Source organism: Pseudocolwellia sp. AS88, assembly GCF_030551755.1.
Classification (GTDB): domain Bacteria; phylum Pseudomonadota; class Gammaproteobacteria; order Enterobacterales; family Alteromonadaceae; genus Pseudocolwellia.
Map to the genome: position 1 here is coordinate 26,075 of NZ_JAUPEC010000016.1, position 16,509 is coordinate 42,583.

The window sequence follows — 16,509 nt, forward strand, 5'->3', positions numbered from 1 at the left end:
AAAGCAAATTGATTAGGTTAACAAATAACCAAAAATTAATTGATATTTAAACATTAAAATATGTAGCGTAAGGTATATTTTAGGATTATATTGTCGCGCCATTTAAACCTACTGAATCACAAATTTTAACGTATCAGCTGGACATAAGTATTTAATGGTAATGTGTTAATAATTTTCAATTTGTAAGCTTTTTATAAGGTTAGTTAAGTATGCAAGATCAATTATTTTTAAGAGCACTTGAACGCAGTGATTTACGTTTTATTCATAACCTGAATAACAACCGTAAAATTATGTCTTACTGGTTTGAAGAGCCCTATGAATCATTTGATGAATTAGAAGAGTTATACAATCGACATATACATGACAATGCAGAGCGTCGATTTATTGTAGAAAATGATAAGAAAGAACTTATTGGTTTAGTTGAGTTAATTGAAATTGACTACATACACAGTCGAGCGGAGTTTCAAATTATTATTAATACTGAACATCAAGGTAAAGGTTACGCAAGAAGTTTAATTTATAAAGCGTTAGATTATTCTTTTTCTATATTGAATTTGTTTAAAGTGTATTTGCTTGTGGCAATAGACAACGAAAAAGCCATTCATTTATATAAAGATTGTGGCTTTGTTGAAGAAGGGCACTTTGTTAAGGAGTTTTTTATTAATGGCGAATATAAAGACGCTAAGCGTATGTATATTTTACAGGACGAATACTTTGCCAGACAAAAAGCCAAAGAAATTAACCCATAATGCTAATTATTAGCGAAGTAATTGAAGGGAATGTATGAATATATTAATTACAGGCGGTACAGGTTTTATTGGAACAAAGCTATGTAGTGTTTTACATAAACAACACCATCGGCTTGTTGTGGTAACTCGTCATCCTGAAAAAGCTAAAAGTGCAGCCAAAGTTAATGTGGTAAGTGATGAAAGCAGTAAAGGCAGTGTAAAATTCATATCTTCTCTTCAAAAGATTAAAAAAGAAGAAGTGTTTGATGCTGTTATCAATTTAGCGGGCGAGCCCATTGCAGATAAACGTTGGAGTAATGTTAGGAAACAAGAGATTTTAAATAGTCGCTTAGACACTACTTCAAGCCTGATTGAATATTTTAATGAGACAGAACACAAACCTAAGTTATTTATTAGTGGCTCAGCTATTGGTTATTACGGTATAGCAGAAAGTAATGAAAGTATTGATGAGTATGGCTCAGGTGATAACAGTTTTTCTAGTGAGCTATGTCAGCAATGGGAGGCTTTAGCTGTAGAAGCTGAAACATTAGGCATTAGAACTTGCTTGCTACGTACGGGAGTTGTATTAGGTAAAAATGGTGGGGCGTTAAGTAAAATGTTGCCACCGTTTAAGCTTGGTTTAGGAGGGAAAATAGGTTCAGGTAAACAGTGGATGTCTTGGATCCATCTTGATGATTTAGTGGGTATCATTTTACATTGTATTGTTAATGAAGAAGTTAAAGGTGCTATTAATGGCACTGCACCTGAACCTAAGACTAATGCTGACTTTTCTCAATCTTTAGGTAAAGCGTTGAATCGTCCAACTGTTTTGCCAATGCCAGCTTTTGTGATAAAGCTTTTAATGGGTAATATGGGTGAAGAATTGCTATTAGCTGGTAAGAAGATAATTCCTGCAAAGGCTTTAGCTACAGGTTATGTATTTAAATATCCAAAACTGGATGCAGCTTTAGTTGATATTGTTTCTTAGTCGCCTACTAGTTAAGTGTATCACTGTTTAGTACTTATTTTGCTATACATTAATTATTATGATTAATTGGATAATGAAAAAGCCACTCAAACGAGTGGCTTTGTTATATTACTTAGCAATCTATTACCGACTAAAATGCACTCAGTGGATTAGTTATGCCTGTTTCTTGCCCTGGTTCAATATCTTTAAACACTTCATCAGTTAATGGCTTAAGTAACGGTGTTTTACCTTTAATATAACTTTGAGCTTCTACAATGACTTTATAAGCTTTGTTTAACGCGATAGCACGTTCTTTAGATGGCAACATGAGTAATGAAATATCATTATGTAAACGTTCAAACATTTCAGCTCTTGGTTTACCTTTTTTATCAAAAAAGCGTTCCTTAACTTCTTGGTTTGATCTGAATTCATCACCTGTTGGGTTGTTTTTCAAATAATAAGAGTATTCGTATTCGCCATCACTTTCTCGCTTAGGTTCAGGTGTGCCATGCATCGAGCGTTGCTCCCAATGGTACCAACCTTGTTGAAAGCTGCTGGTTGGCATTTTGCGATAAAATGAAATATTAGTGTCCATCAATATACCCGTAGCACTATGACAGCCTGTACATGATGCTTGCTCTTCATATGTTTGTGGACGTAAGTCGCCTTGTTGATCTTCAATGAAACCTTGGTAAGTCCAACCTTGAAGTACACGAACACCTTCTTCAGCTGAGCCTCTTATTTGTTTAGTACGATCGGGAAAGTCGTGACGTTCTTTAATTTCGTCTTCGCTGATCACTTCAAAATCGTAGTAAGTTTTCCAAGCTCGTTTTTTAGCATAACGTAGTTCTTTCATACGAGGCGCCATAGTCACTTGGTCATTCTCGTCTATATCTAGATAACGAACAGAGTGAACAAACTCTGTTCCTTCAGGAAACATTTTTGCAGCAAGGTGTAATTTACCTTGTTTCAGTAGGTCAGCAGCCTCACCTACATAACTCATGAAGCGTTGCTGTAAAGGTGCCCAATCATATTTTATTAAGCTTGCCGTGGTTAATTCACCATCTTTATTTAAATCTACACCCAACTTCGTTTCGTCAGCTGGGCTGATAGGAATATCTTTCTCTAAAATTAGCGCTTCAACAATAGCTAAGTTGATGGTGTAAATTTCTTGGTCGAATTCACCTTGTTTATTTTTACGCAAAGGATCGGCTAAACGAATACTAACATCGTCTGTTGCTCCGTTAGTTGGCATAAAACCTCCAACTAATGGGTAATAAGCGTAACTGCGCCATCCAGTAAAGCTGCCATCTGGCTTATGATCAAAGCCTTTGTTGTCAAAATTAAAGTAAATATCGGCTTTGTAACCATCCCATTGATCATTACCGTTCGAGTCAAAGGTACTTGCTTGGTTTCTTAAGCGTTCATTGAGGATAATGTTACCGTCGGCATCAAAGTAATTATCTTGTTTTACATACGCCATAATATCTTCATCAGATATCTGTTTTACTTTTTCACGATTATCAGAAAATAGGTTATCCCAAGGATTATGCATGCCAGCTTCAGGGAAGTTATATTCAACTTGTGAGTCAATATCGTTAAGTACATTCGGACCTTTACTGTTGGTATGACATGCATAACAAGCATTGGCTACTTCATTAATTTGTCCATTTTCACCTTTACTCACCACTGGATTTACATAGCATTGTGCTGGAATATAAGGAGTAGGGTGACTCAATCTATTTACGAACATATCTTTGTTCAAATCAAGGTGCTCGGCATGAGCAGAGAAACATAAGCTTATTAAAGATAAAGTGAGCAGCGAACGTTTATGCTCTAAAAGGTGTCGAGTAGAAAAAAACATGATTTACATCTCCGGTAACGCAATAAAGGGGACAAATAGTCCCCTTGGTATTTCAACTTATTGATTTAAATGAATGGTCATTTATTCTGATTTTTGAGCAGGGAAAGGACCAACATAACCAGTGTAAGCACGATCTTCACCAGTATCTGTGCTCTTATCACCATCAGACTCACCGTATGGATGTTGCACAACACTTGTTAAGTATGCCCAACCATTAATGTTCGGGTACCAGTAAGGTGATGTAGTTTCTGAACCGTATGGCGTAGTTTGAATACGAGCCATAGTGTTATCACTTAAGTCTAAAGCCCAGATAACATCGTTTTGATGTCCACTACCAGTATCTTCACCAATAATTAATTGGTCGTGACCACTCATGTAAGTGACGTTATCAGGGTTAGCTATACCGTCGATATTACAGTTGTTCATACCGTTGTTAAACACGTCTGCGTTAGCAACTACATCTGTAGCGGTGCCCCAACTATCTACAGCAGGAATACCTTGAATTAAGCCTGAGATATTGGTAGCTACGTAATCAGAACCCATAGTTGTGTTACCCGCTACATCTAACTGATAAACACCGCCACAGGTATTGTAACCAGAAAGTTTTATATCGTTACTGCCACCTAAGTCGTAAGAGTTACTTGCGTTACCACTACTCTTAAAATCTTCCATACCACGACCAATTTCAGACATAGCTAAGTAGAGTTTGTTACGCGTTTCATCAAAGGTAATGCCTTCTTCTTTACGTAGCTCTGTTGTTGCACCCATTAATGCAGCATAGCGACGTGTTTCTAGACGAGACGCTATTTTTTCCATACCTGTTTTTACTTTCAAACATTCTTGACCAATACCGCCTTGGTTGATTGAAGTGAAACCGTCAGGACAAACACCATCAACTGGGTCAGCTGTTTCAAAAATATCAGTGAAAGCAACTTGGCTATCGCCTGAAACATAAGGTTTAATTTCAGCGTCAGTTGCATGGCCTAAATCTATCCATGTTAAATCAGCAGCACCTTGACCTTCAGCACTTGTTTGATTCCATTTCATTGCATACAGAGTACCAGCACTTAAATCACCAGCTGTATCAGCAATGTACATGTATAAACCAACGTTAGTACCGTCATCTGTCATGTATGTAGTTTTTTGATCTGGCATTACATAAGCTAGTTCGAATGCCATACGGCCAACAGAGTAATGTTTAGTTAATGTTGCTTCTGGAGTTGCTTCAGAGCCATCTACAGCAACTTCGATAGGCCAACCTAATTGGTAAGCATTCCATTTTGATTCGTCGTTATCAAAATATTCTAAGAATGCTGCAGTTCCACTATTTGCTAATGCATCAGCACCAGTAACTAAAGAGCGAGCATTTGGTTCATATTCTTCAGAAGCTAGATGTGTGTTCCAAGGTGTTACAGAGCCTGCACAATGTACCCAACCACCGTCTACACCAGACATATCAAGTTGCCACATTTTCTTAACGTTTAACTCACCGTTACTTTTGTTTTGGTCTAGTTCCATCATGAACATAGCACCAGGACGAGATTCGATTTGTGATACTGAGAACAAACGGTCGCCAACAGGTAGTAATGAGGTATATTCGTTTGAGTTAGAGATTTTACGAGCACCATCTTCTGAGTATAACGGCTGACCTTCGCTGTTAATTAACTGACCAAAAGCTACATCGTCAAACATATCGCCAGAACGAGCCAGTGTATGGTAGCTAACGTTAAGTGGTGTTTCTGTTGTTCCATCTACTACTTTTGCATTACCTACTAATATTTGACGCTTGTCGTAGTTAGTAGAAGGAGCTTCAACACTTTCAAATTTGATTCTTGCTGTTGATGCTATCATTTGTGATGTTGCATCTTCAGCTGAACATACAGTAGAAGAAGATTGAATTTCTGAATCGTCTAATTCACCGTTAGCGTTCGTATCTATACCTGCATGTAACGTTGTTGCACCATTGGGACAAGCATCTGTTGCTGTAATAGTTTCTACTTTAGTTAAAGAAGATAAACCGTCTGTTCCCGCAACGCCATCAACACCATCTTTTCCGTCATCACCACAGGCTGCAAGTAATATAATTGGTGCGCTGATTAGTACCGCTCTTATTGATTTAGATAATTTTGATTCAGTCATCATTAGTGTGTGTCCTCTCATATAATTGGATTATTGTTATTTATAATTCTTTGCACTGAGTGCTTATGAAAAACCAAGACCGACCTAATATCACAGGAGATATTAATGTAACGGGTTAGTCATAATTTGGTGCATAGACTAGAGAGCTAATGTGATGTTTCTGTTACAGAAATTTGAACCTTGTATTAATCGACTTATTTTTAAGTAAAAGATGATTATTAGAAGTGTGGTGATCGATGGCGCAATTTATACAGCCCATTAAAAAGGAGAGTAGGGTATTTACATGACGACTATTTATAACGGTATTCATGTTATTTCTTGTCTTTTAATTAAAGCTGGCGTATATGTACGCGCCGTTATTATATTCATGATATTAAGAATAATTAAGGCGAAAAAAATAAAGAGTATTTAATGCTTAAAAATGAGTAAATAAGATCACCTCAAAATAGCTAATTTACCTTTAATTATGCCACTTGCTGGCGCTGTTTTTTTTATTATGTGAGTTTTACAAATGAATGAAAATATAGTTCAAGCCATATTAATATTTGCTGTGTTTTTTATTGCGTCAATCATCATCGATAAAATACTAAAAAGAATTGAATCAAAGTTTGATGCAAGTGTACGTGAATCATTCCGTTTAATATCGAATTCACAACGTGCAATTTTGATCTTTATCGGCGTTGTTTTAGCACTTTCTAAACTAGGATTTGATGTTGCTGCATTAGTTGCAGGATTAGGTTTAACCGGCTTTGCTTTAGGTTTAGCTTTAAAGGACGCAATATCTAACTTAGTGTCAGGTATTATGATCGTTATTTATAAGCCAATAAAAATAGGGAATAAAATTGAAATTACAGGTTCAAAAGGTACAGTAGTTGATTTGAACTTACGGTACATTACTGTAAAAAGTGACGGTGTTACCCACTTAGTGCCCAATTCAATACTGCTGAACAACAAAGTTTCGATTGTAGACCCAGAAGTGCCAGCAGAAAAAGCTTAAACATTATATCTTAATTCTATAAAGCTCTAGCAATCGCTAGAGCTTTATCTTTTCAAACAATTTAAACGCTTATTCGATACGAAGGCTACGGTGAATGGTAGTTCAAACACTACTTATTTTAGCTAGTGTTAAAGAGGCTATTTAATAGAGGTTACTCTGGTATATATCAGATTAGCTTTGCTTGCTTTCGATCTCTTTAATTTTATTTAATATCTGTTCAGCTTCATATGTTAATTCTGAATAGGTTTTAATATCACCATTACGTTGCGACTGCATCGCTTGTTCTAATTTAGCTTCATAACTTTTGTTTAGTTTTTTGATCGGATCGGATTTGAAAATAGAAAACATGAGATCTCACTTAGATATTTTTTTAGTTACCTAATTATACGTAGCTGGCGAGATAAAGGATTACTATATTTGTGATTTTTGCTGAGGTTGGATAGGAAGTGTTCTAAAAATGTTAGAACAACGCTTTGTAATTTAATAATTAATCGAGTAATCTTGATTTATTAAATTTATCAGGAAGATACCTCACGCAATTGGAAAGGCGGGTTTAATTCTTACAGGAGTCCAATGAAATATCAAAAATCAATTAGTATAATAATGTGTTTATTCACGTTTTCTTGCTCCACTGTAACAACTCATCACATTACATTTGGTCACCCATATAGTGGTACTGAGGATGCAGTTAAAAACTTTCCATGCCGTACCGTTAATTCAATGAATTATGCAATGATGAATTTTCCATTTGTTGTGCTTGATATGCCATTTTCATTCTTATTAGATACCGTTTTATTACCCATAGATCTTATCGTTACACCTAAAGTAGAACGAAAGTTTACTACGTTTCATGATAATGAATGTGTTTAACCACATAAGATTTACATAATAATTAGTTAACCTGAACTCGGTTTAAGATGTTTTTAAACCATTGAAATAATTACTAATAAAATTCAACTCATATTCTAACTTGATAGTTTTTCTTTCTTCAAGGCAAATTTCGCGTCAATAGCTAGCCTATTGCAAGTAAATTTAACGATGAAGAAAGTAAAAGTAGCTGTTAGAGAATAATATATTAAGCCGAGCTCAGGTTAGTTAGAGTAATCCTTTATTGTTATTCCACTCAAAAGTTGTTGTATGAATATTTATTTAATTATTGCTGGTACATTAAGTGCAATTGTTGCCGTGTTGCACTTAGGTTGTATATATTTTGGCGCTCATTGGTATCGTTTTTTTGGTGCAGGTGAAGGGATGGCTATATTGGCTGAAAAAGGTAGCATTCAACCAACAATAATCACGAGTTTCATTATTGTGGTTCTTTCTTTGTGGTCACTTTATGCTTTTTCTGCTGCTGGTGTTATCGCGAAACTTCCATTCATTCGTGTAGCACTTTCTTTAATTACCTTCATTTACCTAGCACGTGGAGTCCTTGGTTTGTTTTTAATAAAATCACCTATGGGACGCACACCTGAATTTTGGGTTTGGAGTTCAATTATTTGTTTGATATTTGGCATTATTCATTTGATTGGTTTGAGACAACAATGGGCAAACTTATAAAGACTTCTATTCATTTAAATTTAATTACTTCATACCTATATCTCTGAACTCTTTAACTTCCTCATTGTTTCCTTATTTCCTGCACATTCTTTTCAATTCGTTACGGTATATTGCTGTGGTTACTAGGCGTTAATAAAACTAACAAATGCCTAGTCGTTTTAGCAAAGTGTAATTGAGTCTGTTGTTTGTTCATTTATACATAACCCATTTGATTGAGGAGAGTTGTGTGAATAACACAATCATAAAAATAGCGGCTATTTCGTTTAGTTTAATTTTAGGTGCTTGTGGTTCTAGTACGAGTGATGATGCGACTGCAGCTGATGAAACGATTACCGAAGATACTACAACAGAAGAAACGGGCAACGATACAACACCTGTTGTGTTAGATGTTGATGCTACGCTGTTTTTAAATAGTGATAACGTAAGTGTTGATACCGTTTCTTGTACATTAACCGACGGCAGCGAAACTTTGTGTTATCAAATTACGTCAAATCATATAGCTACTGAACATGATATGGGACCTTGGTGTCCTGAAACTATTTACGATACAGCAGAAAAGGGCGGCCTTTGGTTTGATAAAGGCGAAATACATGATTTAGATGGGCCATTTATCCAAAATTTAGCGGTATTTTATGATGATCCTGGTTTTAAGATGTATGAGGACGACGGTAGTGTTCGTCGAATGGAAACTGCTGAACAATGCGAACTTGGTGCTGATCCAAATATTGAAGATGAATTTACCAATATGTGTGCACAATGTTTACCTGAGTGGGTGAGTACTGAAGTGTCATATTTGATCCCTATTACTCCTGTTAAACAAGCTGAACCTGTTGAATTAAGTGATGGACCTACGTTAGAAGTTCAAGGTGTTGAATATGGTCCATCTGTTCGTGGCTTAGCGTTTAATGGTGTTAGGTTTGATCACCCAGCAGATATCGATATTATTTTAGCTGGATATCAAATTGCACCGGTAGATGATGCTGGAGGACATGTAAATAACAGTTTGGGTTATCACTACCATGGTGATACTGGAATGGTTAATCGCATTGAGCAAACTGATGGGCATTCAGCCATGATTGGTTATGCATTAGATGGACATGGTCTTTTTGCTAAATTAGATGCTGATGGTAATGAAGCTACTGATCTTGATACGTGTAGAGGACATGAAGATGAAACCCGAGGTTATCATTATCACGTGTTGTCTTTAGAGAGTAACGAGTTCTTAGATTGTTTTTACGGTGCTTGGGCTGAAGATGATAGTGATGAGCAGGGCGGCCCAGGTGGCGGTGGTCCTCCACAGTAATTTATAGCTGGAGCCAGTATTTATGAATACTGGCTTTTTATTTATCTTAAATTTATTGGAACTAATTTTATGAAAAATGCTTTTTTGCTGTTTGTTTTATTATGGTTTTCGTCAGGCGTTAATGCTCACGGTTTTGACTATTCAGTGATTGTGTTAACAGAAAAAGAAAATAATACGTGGAATTTACACCTTACTTCATCACTTGATGCTTTTAGAAAAGAAGTAAAAATACACTTTGCTGACACCCCGTACACTACGCCTGAGGAGTTTAATGAACAATTACTTAAACATATAGGTAGTACTTTGCAAATTAAGGTTAAGGGGGAAAGTATTAGTTTAGGTGATGGCAAGGTCACTTTAGGCCATGAAACTTCTATCGCTTTTAAAAAAATTCAAATACCGAATACAGCCAAAGCTGTTCAGTTAATTAATGGGGCAGTTAATGATATATACAGACACACAACAAAGCTATTTGTTCATCGATTAGGTAAAGATAAAAAGTCATACATTTTAAACAAGGCGAATGACTTTACTGCTGAGATATAAAAATAAAAAACTAAATACTTTACTAAACAGCCACTGATAATCTAACAGGGATGATCCTGTTGAAATAGTTAATGATGAAAAATAACAGAGACCATATTTAGTTTTTGAACTTATATTAATCAAGGATTACCTTTATCTTCGCATGTCTATTCCTTATTAAATAAGTTAATAGTTATTTCTAACTTATTTCTGTAAATTGAATTACATATTATGTATCACGATTTGTTTGTTAAGGAGAGGTCTTTGTTATATCCGATGTTTTTAATGGTGTTGTTAACTTTTGTTGTAGGTTTTATTACCGTTAAAGTTAGATTTGCTAGTGTAAAAAGTGGAGAGGTAAGTGCTAAGTATTTTAAGCTAATGGATGGTGGGAATGTTCCTGAAATAGTAACAAAAACCTCTCGTAATTTTAACAATCAATTTGAAGTGCCTGTTTTATTTTATGTTGTGTGCTGCTTATATATTAGTTTAGGTATTGAGAGTGATGTAGCTGTCGTTTTTTCTTGGTTATTTGTTATATCGCGAATGGTACATTCTTATATTCATCTTACTTATAACTATATAATTCATCGTATGCTGTCATTTTGGGCTGGGTTAATGTTTGTTTTAGGTTTGTGGCTCATTCTATTTATCAATCAAATTTAAAGCTTTTGCTTCTTTAAGTGAACTATTTAACTATTTTTAGAATAAGAATCGAGCAATTTATTTAATCTATACTACTCTTAACTGCCATGTTTGAGTTTTTGTTAACCGTTTTACGTCGATAAAATTTACACTTAATTTTCTGGTTTTATCTTTTTGGAATTCTAATAACTTAAAACCAATAACTTAATAAAGTTGGCATCAAAAATGCTTTATTGAGTCCAATGTATAAATCATATTGTTGTATCATCCTATAAGGGAGAGTTTTATGAGTATTAAAGTTTTAAGAAATATTGTTTTAGGTTCTATTGTGTCTGTGTTTTGTGCCGCTACTGTCAATGCTAACCTGATAGTCAATGGAAGTTTTGAAGAGTCTACTGGTTCTGCTTTAGGCGGTGGTAACGGTTGGAGTTTCTATAGCTCTGATGATGTTAATGGCTGGGACGGAAGTAATATCGAATTATGGGGCACGTTAGGAATCGATTCTTACCAAGGTGATTATCATGCTGAACTTGCAGCTGCCGGTAGAAATAACGGAGCTTGGTCTATATCTCAAACATTTGCTACTGAAATAGGTCAAACATACGAACTATTTTTTGCTTATAGCGCACGATTAGGTTCAGGTACTGCTAGTAACGAAAGTTTCAGCGTTAGTGTAGACAATCTAACTTCAGTTTTAGATGACCATATTGTTGGTGAGTGGAGTATATTCACTAATAGTTTTGTTGCTGATGATGAATTTGCTACTTTAACATTTACTTCTATTAGCCAACAAAGAAATACCTACGGTAACTTTTTAGATGATATTAGTGTTGTTGCTGTTTCAAATGGTCCAGCAGCTTTTGCAGTACCTGAACCTGGAACTTTAGCTTTATTTGGCTTGAGTGTATTTGGTTTAGTAGCTGCTAGAAGAAAAATGAAATAAATCATTTTCGAATTGTTTTATGGAAGGCTGATCAATTTGATCAGCCTTTTTTATTTGTACTTAACTTATTAGATTTAATACTCGTTATTACGAATATTATTATGTTATCTAATTCAGGTAAGTTACCATGCGCCATTAACCACGATTTATGTAACCTATGTCTGAAAAAATCATTGAAATAACACACTCAGAGCTTAGCAGCAGTGACGATTTGAATCCTGATATTACCTGTGCAACTTGCCAAGCTTGTTGTTGCAGATTAGAAGTGATGATAATTTCAGACACCGGTGTTCCCGAAGAACACATTGCACATGATGAGTGGGGCGGTGAAACGATGCTCCGCTTAGATGATGGTTATTGTTCAGCTTTAGATCGTGAAACGTCTATGTGTACTATTTATGAGAATAGACCTTGGACTTGTCGTGAATTTGAAATGGGTTCGTATGAGTGTGAAAATGAACGAGCAATTCCTGTTGTTTATGTTGATTAACTCTTTAAATTACACCATCTAACTACTGCATTACATTATTTGTATTGTTACTCCTTCACTTTCTATAGTTATCACCTAACATCAGTTTATCTGCCTGCATCCTAAACAGTTTTGAAATTACTTGCTGTCGTTTGTTTTAACCCAACTCTGTGAATTTCAGTCAAGTTTATCTTTATTTCAATTGAGCTATAAACTTTTATACGGTAAGTTTAAGGTAATTCAATAATCAAATTTCAAACAGATCAACCAATTAGGCTGTTTGTTAATATTTGGCTTATAAGCCTGTAGTAGGAATTATGCATCACTTAATCGCTAATGTTGTTCAGCAAGTAGGTTCTATCGTCATCGGCAAGGAACCTGAAATTCGACTTTCTTTAGCGTGCTTATTTGCTAAAGGTCATATTCTTATTGAAGATTTACCTGGAATGGGTAAAACAACATTAGCCCAAGTACTTTCAAAAACACTTGGTTTATCTTATCAGCGTACTCAATTTACTAGTGATATGCTACCGTCTGATGTTGTGGGGATTTCTATCTTCGATACAGACAAAAATGCTTTTACTTTACATAAAGGGCCTATTTTCAATCAAGTCGTATTAGCTGATGAAATTAATAGAGCTAGCCCCAAAACACAAAGTGCTTTGCTTGAAGCAATGGAAAGTGCCCATGTAAGTATTGATGGGAAAACGTATGCGTTACCTGAACCTTTCTTTGTTATAGCCACACAAAACCCGCTGTTTCATTCTGGCACTTATCCGTTACCTGAGTCGCAATTAGATCGTTTTACTATGCGTATTACTTTAGGTTTTCCGAGTTTAGAGGCTGAGAAGAAAATATTAGCAAATAGTAATAATCGAGAAGATATTAATAACCTAAAGGCTTGTATTACTGCTGAGCAGTTACTTGATATTCAAAAGTTAATTGAAGATGTTCATGTTTCTGAGTCTATTTTGGAATATGTGATCGCCCTGTGTCAGGTATCTCGTAAAAATATAGGTAACGTTAATCCGTTATCGCCCAGAGCTGGTAAGGCTTTATTAGCATCAGCAAAAGCTTGGGCGTTTATGGACAATAGAGACCATGTGTTACCACAAGACATTCAAGCCGTATTCGAAGCTGTATGTGAACACAGATTAGATACTACAGGTTCTATTTCAATGGGTAATGAAATGAGCGCAGCCAAAAATATTTTACAACAAGTCGATCCAACAAATCCTCTATGACAGCTAAGCCCGAATCTTCAAACATTAAACAATGGTTTAGAAAACGCTTTAATAAGTGGCTGAATCAAAGGATACCTGCATCACATAAACAAAGCTTAGGTAATAAAAACATATTTATTGTGCCCACTAAGTTTGGCTATGCGTATGTTTTTTCTGTATTGATCCTTTTTCTTTTAGGTACTAACTACCAAAATAATCTCATCATCTTAATGAGTTATTTATTTGCTAGCGTGTTTTTAACTTCAATGATGTACAGCTTTTTCAATTTATCGCGTTTGCAGTTCATTTTTAATAGTAAGGTTACCGCTTATGCGACTCAAACTGTAACGATACCTTTATCAATTATTAGTAAAAAACCACGTTTCAATATCAGCTTTGTATTTGAAGACAACGAAAAAGCATATGCAGACATGATTAACTCGGGTGAGTCTGAAATTAACATTCCTTTTCAAGCATTAACTCGCGGAGTTAATAATCCTGGTCGATTAAAAATCTCAAGTGAATATGCTTTTGGTTTATTTGTTTGTTGGACACATCTCGATTTTGCTTGTGAAGTATTAACTTACCCAGAAAAGAAGGTGTTTAATCATATTAAACAAGATGTTTCAGATCTTCATGAAGAATTAAATGGTAATACTATTTCTGAAGGTGGTGATGATTTTGGCGAACTTAGGCAATACAAGCAGGGTGAATCGAATGCTCAAATTGCTTGGAAACAACTTGCTCGCGGACAAGGTTGGTTAACTAAAACAACGCAACAAGAACTTGGAAGTACAATTTGGTTAACATTACAACAATTACCGGCAGCGCCAATTGAAACTAAATTAGAGATGTTGTGCTTTTTAATACTCGATCATCATAAGAGTAATATTCCTTTTGGTTTAGAACTCGATAATCTTCAAATTTCACCATCTACAGGCAGTTTACATTTAAAAAATTGCCTACAAGCCTTAGCTTTATACGGAAAAGGACAGTCTTATTCCTCCTTCAATGTTGAGGCGAAACACTAATGTTATTTAAAAAACGCTTAAACAAAAATAACAGTGCAAGTGCATATCAACAAGACTTTAACTTAAGTCAGCAAAGTGTTTTGTTGCTTATTATTTGTCAGTTTGTGAATTTGTTAACGTTATCGTTTGAACTGTCGTGGTGGATGTTATCTATTATCGCAATATGTTTAGGCTGGCAGTTATCTATTTTTAAAAAGCTTACTCAAAAGCCTAATAAAGTGCTAATTGGCATATTGTCTGTAACTGGCTGTATTCTGCTGGCTTTAACATCTCAAGCATTAGGTTTGCTGTCAACCATGTTACATTTACTGTGTTTGTCGTATGTTTTAAAAAGTTTTGAGTTAAATAAAAGAGGTGATTTTTATCAAATGATCCTACTTGGTTTATTTGTATTAATTGCCTCGTTAATTTTCCAACAATCTTTGTATTTTGCCATTATCCTTTCTCTTATCATCATCTTTAACTTTACATTAATTATCGGTTATTTTGCTCCATCTAAAAAATATTCTGCTAACTTAAATATAGCTGCAAAAATATTCCTACAAAGTGCACCATTAGCTATCTGCTTGTTTTTTGTATTTCCTAAACTAGCACCTTTATGGGCAGTTCCAACAGCAAAAAGCGCTAAAACTGGCTTATCTGATTCAGTTAAAGTTGGTGATATTGCAAATCTTGCTTTGTCTGATGAATTGGCTTTTAGAGTTAAGTTTGACAATCAAGTACCTGCATATTCGCAAATGTATTGGCGAACAATTGTCATGGAAAGGTTTGATGGCCAATCATGGAAAACAGGTTTGGGTGGTCTACTAGAAGATCGACTTGATAATAAATCAGGCCGTAATATTGTTTACCAATACTTTTTTGATCCGGCTAATGCTTCGGGTAAGACGTTTGATTATCAAGTGATCACTTCACCTACATATCAAAACTGGTTATACGCTTTAGACCTAGCAAGAGTTGATACAAATAGAACTCAAGGTAATGAAATCTATCATCGTCAAGACTATTCTCTTTATAGCAAGAAACCAATTACACAAAATACAAGCTACTACGTAACGAGTTACGTTGAAATGCCATTAGCTATTGATATAAATGATTATTCTTATCAGCGTAATTTAGACATTCCAGAAAGCAGTAACCCGAGATTAGTTGAAAAAGCCCAAGGTTTACGCGCTAAATATACTAACGATAAACAAGGTAATGCAGATCTGATCCAAGAAGTATTAACCACATTCAATCAAGACGTTTATCGATACACTCTTAATCCACCGAGATTAGATAACAATAGCCTCGACCAATTCTATTTTGAAACTAAGGCAGGGTTTTGTGAACATTTTGCTAGTAGCTTTACATTTTTGATGCGTGCTGCTGGTATTCCTTCGCGTTTAGTAACAGGTTACATGGGCGGTGAATATAATGCGCAAGGTAGTTACTTTAGTGTTTATCAACGTGATGCGCATGCTTGGAGTGAAGTTTGGCTTAAAGATAAAGGTTGGATAAGAGTAGATCCAACAGCGGCGATAAACCCTGAACGTGTTGAACGCGGTTTTTCTGATGAGTTATTACGAGAGCAAGCAGCATCTTCAAATGATGCTTTTTCGTTATTACGTTACAGCAACAATAACCCTTTAATTAACGCGATTAGGTTACAACTTGAAGCCCTAGACTATAATTGGACACGTTGGGTTATTGGTTATACAGCGGATAAACAAAATCAGTTTTTAGCGCAACTCGCATTGGCGTTTAAATCTTTAAAAGACATCGAATTTATTAGCGTTATTAAAAGTGGTCTGTTGTTATTAAGTGCTTTAATTTTATGGTGGGTTATAAGACAAATTAATGCAGCAAGGCAACCTCATTCAAATAATTACTTTTATCAACTTATCATAGAAAAACTTAGCAAGCAGGGCGTCCATAAACCATTAGATATGACGCCTAAAGATTTTGTTTTAGTGATCAAACAACAACTACCTGAAATCGCTTTTGAATTTGCAAAGTTTAGCCAGCTTTATAGCTCGTTAGAATATCAAGCGTTAGACGATAAGCAAAAACAAGTGACAAGTAAGGCATTTAAACTAAGTTATAAACGTATTCAAGCTAAGTTGTAGCGAGTTTGAA

Annotated in this window: 16 protein-coding genes; 13 read left to right on the forward strand and 3 right to left on the reverse strand. The window is 35.3% G+C overall.

Annotated elements, in window-relative coordinates:
- Positions 1–209: 209 nt before the first annotated feature.
- On the forward strand, positions 210–749 hold the full coding sequence (speG, locus tag Q5N69_RS12075) for a spermidine N1-acetyltransferase (protein ID WP_304369194.1): 540 nt from the start codon (positions 210–212) through the stop codon (positions 747–749).
- Positions 750–783: 34 nt separating this feature from the next.
- Positions 784–1,716, forward strand: a complete 933-nt coding sequence (locus Q5N69_RS12080) for a TIGR01777 family oxidoreductase (protein ID WP_304369195.1) — start codon at positions 784–786, stop codon at positions 1,714–1,716.
- Between the two features lie 130 nt (positions 1,717–1,846).
- On the opposite strand, the gene Q5N69_RS12085 is transcribed toward Q5N69_RS12080, so the two are convergent.
- Both Q5N69_RS12085 and Q5N69_RS12090 read right to left on the reverse strand, forming a co-directional pair.
- Entirely contained in the window at positions 1,847–3,559 is a 1,713-nt protein-coding gene (locus Q5N69_RS12085; RefSeq protein ID WP_304369196.1) for a hypothetical protein, read from the reverse strand.
- 81 nt (positions 3,560–3,640) lie between these two features.
- A complete protein-coding gene (locus tag Q5N69_RS12090; protein ID WP_304369197.1) occupies positions 3,641–5,701 on the reverse strand; it encodes an alkaline phosphatase PhoX in 2,061 nt (686 codons plus the stop codon).
- Positions 5,702–6,209: 508 nt separating this feature from the next.
- Between Q5N69_RS12090 and Q5N69_RS12095 the strand changes: the two genes are divergently transcribed.
- Complete coding sequence (locus Q5N69_RS12095; RefSeq protein ID WP_304369198.1) at positions 6,210–6,695, forward strand: mechanosensitive ion channel family protein; 486 nt, start codon at positions 6,210–6,212, stop codon at positions 6,693–6,695.
- 171 nt (positions 6,696–6,866) lie between these two features.
- On the opposite strand, the gene Q5N69_RS12100 is transcribed toward Q5N69_RS12095, so the two are convergent.
- Positions 6,867–7,043, reverse strand: a complete 177-nt coding sequence (locus Q5N69_RS12100) for a DUF6435 family protein (RefSeq protein WP_304369199.1) — start codon at positions 7,041–7,043, stop codon at positions 6,867–6,869.
- 225 nt (positions 7,044–7,268) lie between these two features.
- Between Q5N69_RS12100 and Q5N69_RS12105 the strand changes: the two genes are divergently transcribed.
- From Q5N69_RS12105 to Q5N69_RS12150, 10 genes are all read left to right on the forward strand, one after another.
- The gene (locus tag Q5N69_RS12105; RefSeq protein ID WP_304369200.1) at positions 7,269–7,565 is read left to right on the forward strand and encodes a YceK/YidQ family lipoprotein; all 297 of its coding nucleotides are present in this window, start codon (positions 7,269–7,271) and stop codon (positions 7,563–7,565) included.
- 267 nt (positions 7,566–7,832) lie between these two features.
- On the forward strand, positions 7,833–8,252 hold the full coding sequence (locus tag Q5N69_RS12110; RefSeq protein WP_304369201.1) for a hypothetical protein: 420 nt from the start codon (positions 7,833–7,835) through the stop codon (positions 8,250–8,252).
- A 226-nt stretch (positions 8,253–8,478) separates the two neighbouring features.
- Positions 8,479–9,555, forward strand: coding sequence for a YHYH protein (locus tag Q5N69_RS12115; RefSeq protein ID WP_304369202.1), 1,077 nt, complete (start codon positions 8,479–8,481; stop codon positions 9,553–9,555).
- 69 nt (positions 9,556–9,624) lie between these two features.
- Positions 9,625–10,101 (forward strand): hypothetical protein, encoded by a 477-nt coding sequence (locus tag Q5N69_RS12120; protein ID WP_304369203.1) that lies wholly within the window; start codon positions 9,625–9,627, stop codon positions 10,099–10,101.
- A gap of 243 nt (positions 10,102–10,344) precedes the next feature.
- Positions 10,345–10,746 (forward strand): MAPEG family protein, encoded by a 402-nt coding sequence (locus Q5N69_RS12125; RefSeq protein WP_304369204.1) that lies wholly within the window; start codon positions 10,345–10,347, stop codon positions 10,744–10,746.
- Between the two features lie 265 nt (positions 10,747–11,011).
- On the forward strand, positions 11,012–11,668 hold the full coding sequence (locus Q5N69_RS12130; RefSeq protein ID WP_304369205.1) for a PEP-CTERM sorting domain-containing protein: 657 nt from the start codon (positions 11,012–11,014) through the stop codon (positions 11,666–11,668).
- 157 nt (positions 11,669–11,825) lie between these two features.
- Positions 11,826–12,158: a YkgJ family cysteine cluster protein gene (locus Q5N69_RS12135; protein ID WP_304369206.1), complete on the forward strand. Its 333-nt coding sequence runs from the start codon at positions 11,826–11,828 to the stop codon at positions 12,156–12,158.
- A gap of 296 nt (positions 12,159–12,454) precedes the next feature.
- Positions 12,455–13,381 (forward strand): MoxR family ATPase, encoded by a 927-nt coding sequence (locus Q5N69_RS12140; protein ID WP_304369207.1) that lies wholly within the window; start codon positions 12,455–12,457, stop codon positions 13,379–13,381.
- Complete coding sequence (locus Q5N69_RS12145; RefSeq protein WP_304369208.1) at positions 13,378–14,391, forward strand: DUF58 domain-containing protein; 1,014 nt, start codon at positions 13,378–13,380, stop codon at positions 14,389–14,391. Before Q5N69_RS12140 ends, Q5N69_RS12145 begins: the two co-directional genes overlap by 4 nt.
- Positions 14,391–16,499: a DUF3488 and transglutaminase-like domain-containing protein gene (locus Q5N69_RS12150; RefSeq protein WP_304369209.1), complete on the forward strand. Its 2,109-nt coding sequence runs from the start codon at positions 14,391–14,393 to the stop codon at positions 16,497–16,499. The genes Q5N69_RS12145 and Q5N69_RS12150 overlap by 1 nt, the downstream gene beginning before the upstream one ends.
- Positions 16,500–16,509: the final 10 nt, after the last annotated feature.

What these genes read in the sequence shown, in the direction of transcription:
- speG (WP_304369194.1), top strand. Translation starts at nt 210, where the DNA reads ATGCAAGATCAATTATTTTTAAGAGCACTTGAACGCAGTGATTTACGT.
- Q5N69_RS12080 (WP_304369195.1), top strand. Translation starts at nt 784, where the DNA reads ATGAATATATTAATTACAGGCGGTACAGGTTTTATTGGAACAAAGCTA.
- Q5N69_RS12085 (WP_304369196.1), bottom strand. Translation starts at nt 3,559, where the DNA reads ATGTTTTTTTCTACTCGACACCTTTTAGAGCATAAACGTTCGCTGCTC.
- Q5N69_RS12090 (WP_304369197.1), bottom strand. Translation starts at nt 5,701, where the DNA reads ATGATGACTGAATCAAAATTATCTAAATCAATAAGAGCGGTACTAATC.
- Q5N69_RS12095 (WP_304369198.1), top strand. Translation starts at nt 6,210, where the DNA reads ATGAATGAAAATATAGTTCAAGCCATATTAATATTTGCTGTGTTTTTT.
- Q5N69_RS12100 (WP_304369199.1), bottom strand. Translation starts at nt 7,043, where the DNA reads ATGTTTTCTATTTTCAAATCCGATCCGATCAAAAAACTAAACAAAAGT.
- Q5N69_RS12105 (WP_304369200.1), top strand. Translation starts at nt 7,269, where the DNA reads ATGAAATATCAAAAATCAATTAGTATAATAATGTGTTTATTCACGTTT.
- Q5N69_RS12110 (WP_304369201.1), top strand. Translation starts at nt 7,833, where the DNA reads ATGAATATTTATTTAATTATTGCTGGTACATTAAGTGCAATTGTTGCC.
- Q5N69_RS12120 (WP_304369203.1), top strand. Translation starts at nt 9,625, where the DNA reads ATGAAAAATGCTTTTTTGCTGTTTGTTTTATTATGGTTTTCGTCAGGC.
- Q5N69_RS12130 (WP_304369205.1), top strand. Translation starts at nt 11,012, where the DNA reads ATGAGTATTAAAGTTTTAAGAAATATTGTTTTAGGTTCTATTGTGTCT.
- Q5N69_RS12135 (WP_304369206.1), top strand. Translation starts at nt 11,826, where the DNA reads ATGTCTGAAAAAATCATTGAAATAACACACTCAGAGCTTAGCAGCAGT.
- Q5N69_RS12140 (WP_304369207.1), top strand. Translation starts at nt 12,455, where the DNA reads ATGCATCACTTAATCGCTAATGTTGTTCAGCAAGTAGGTTCTATCGTC.
- Q5N69_RS12145 (WP_304369208.1), top strand. Translation starts at nt 13,378, where the DNA reads ATGACAGCTAAGCCCGAATCTTCAAACATTAAACAATGGTTTAGAAAA.
- Q5N69_RS12150 (WP_304369209.1), top strand. Translation starts at nt 14,391, where the DNA reads ATGTTATTTAAAAAACGCTTAAACAAAAATAACAGTGCAAGTGCATAT.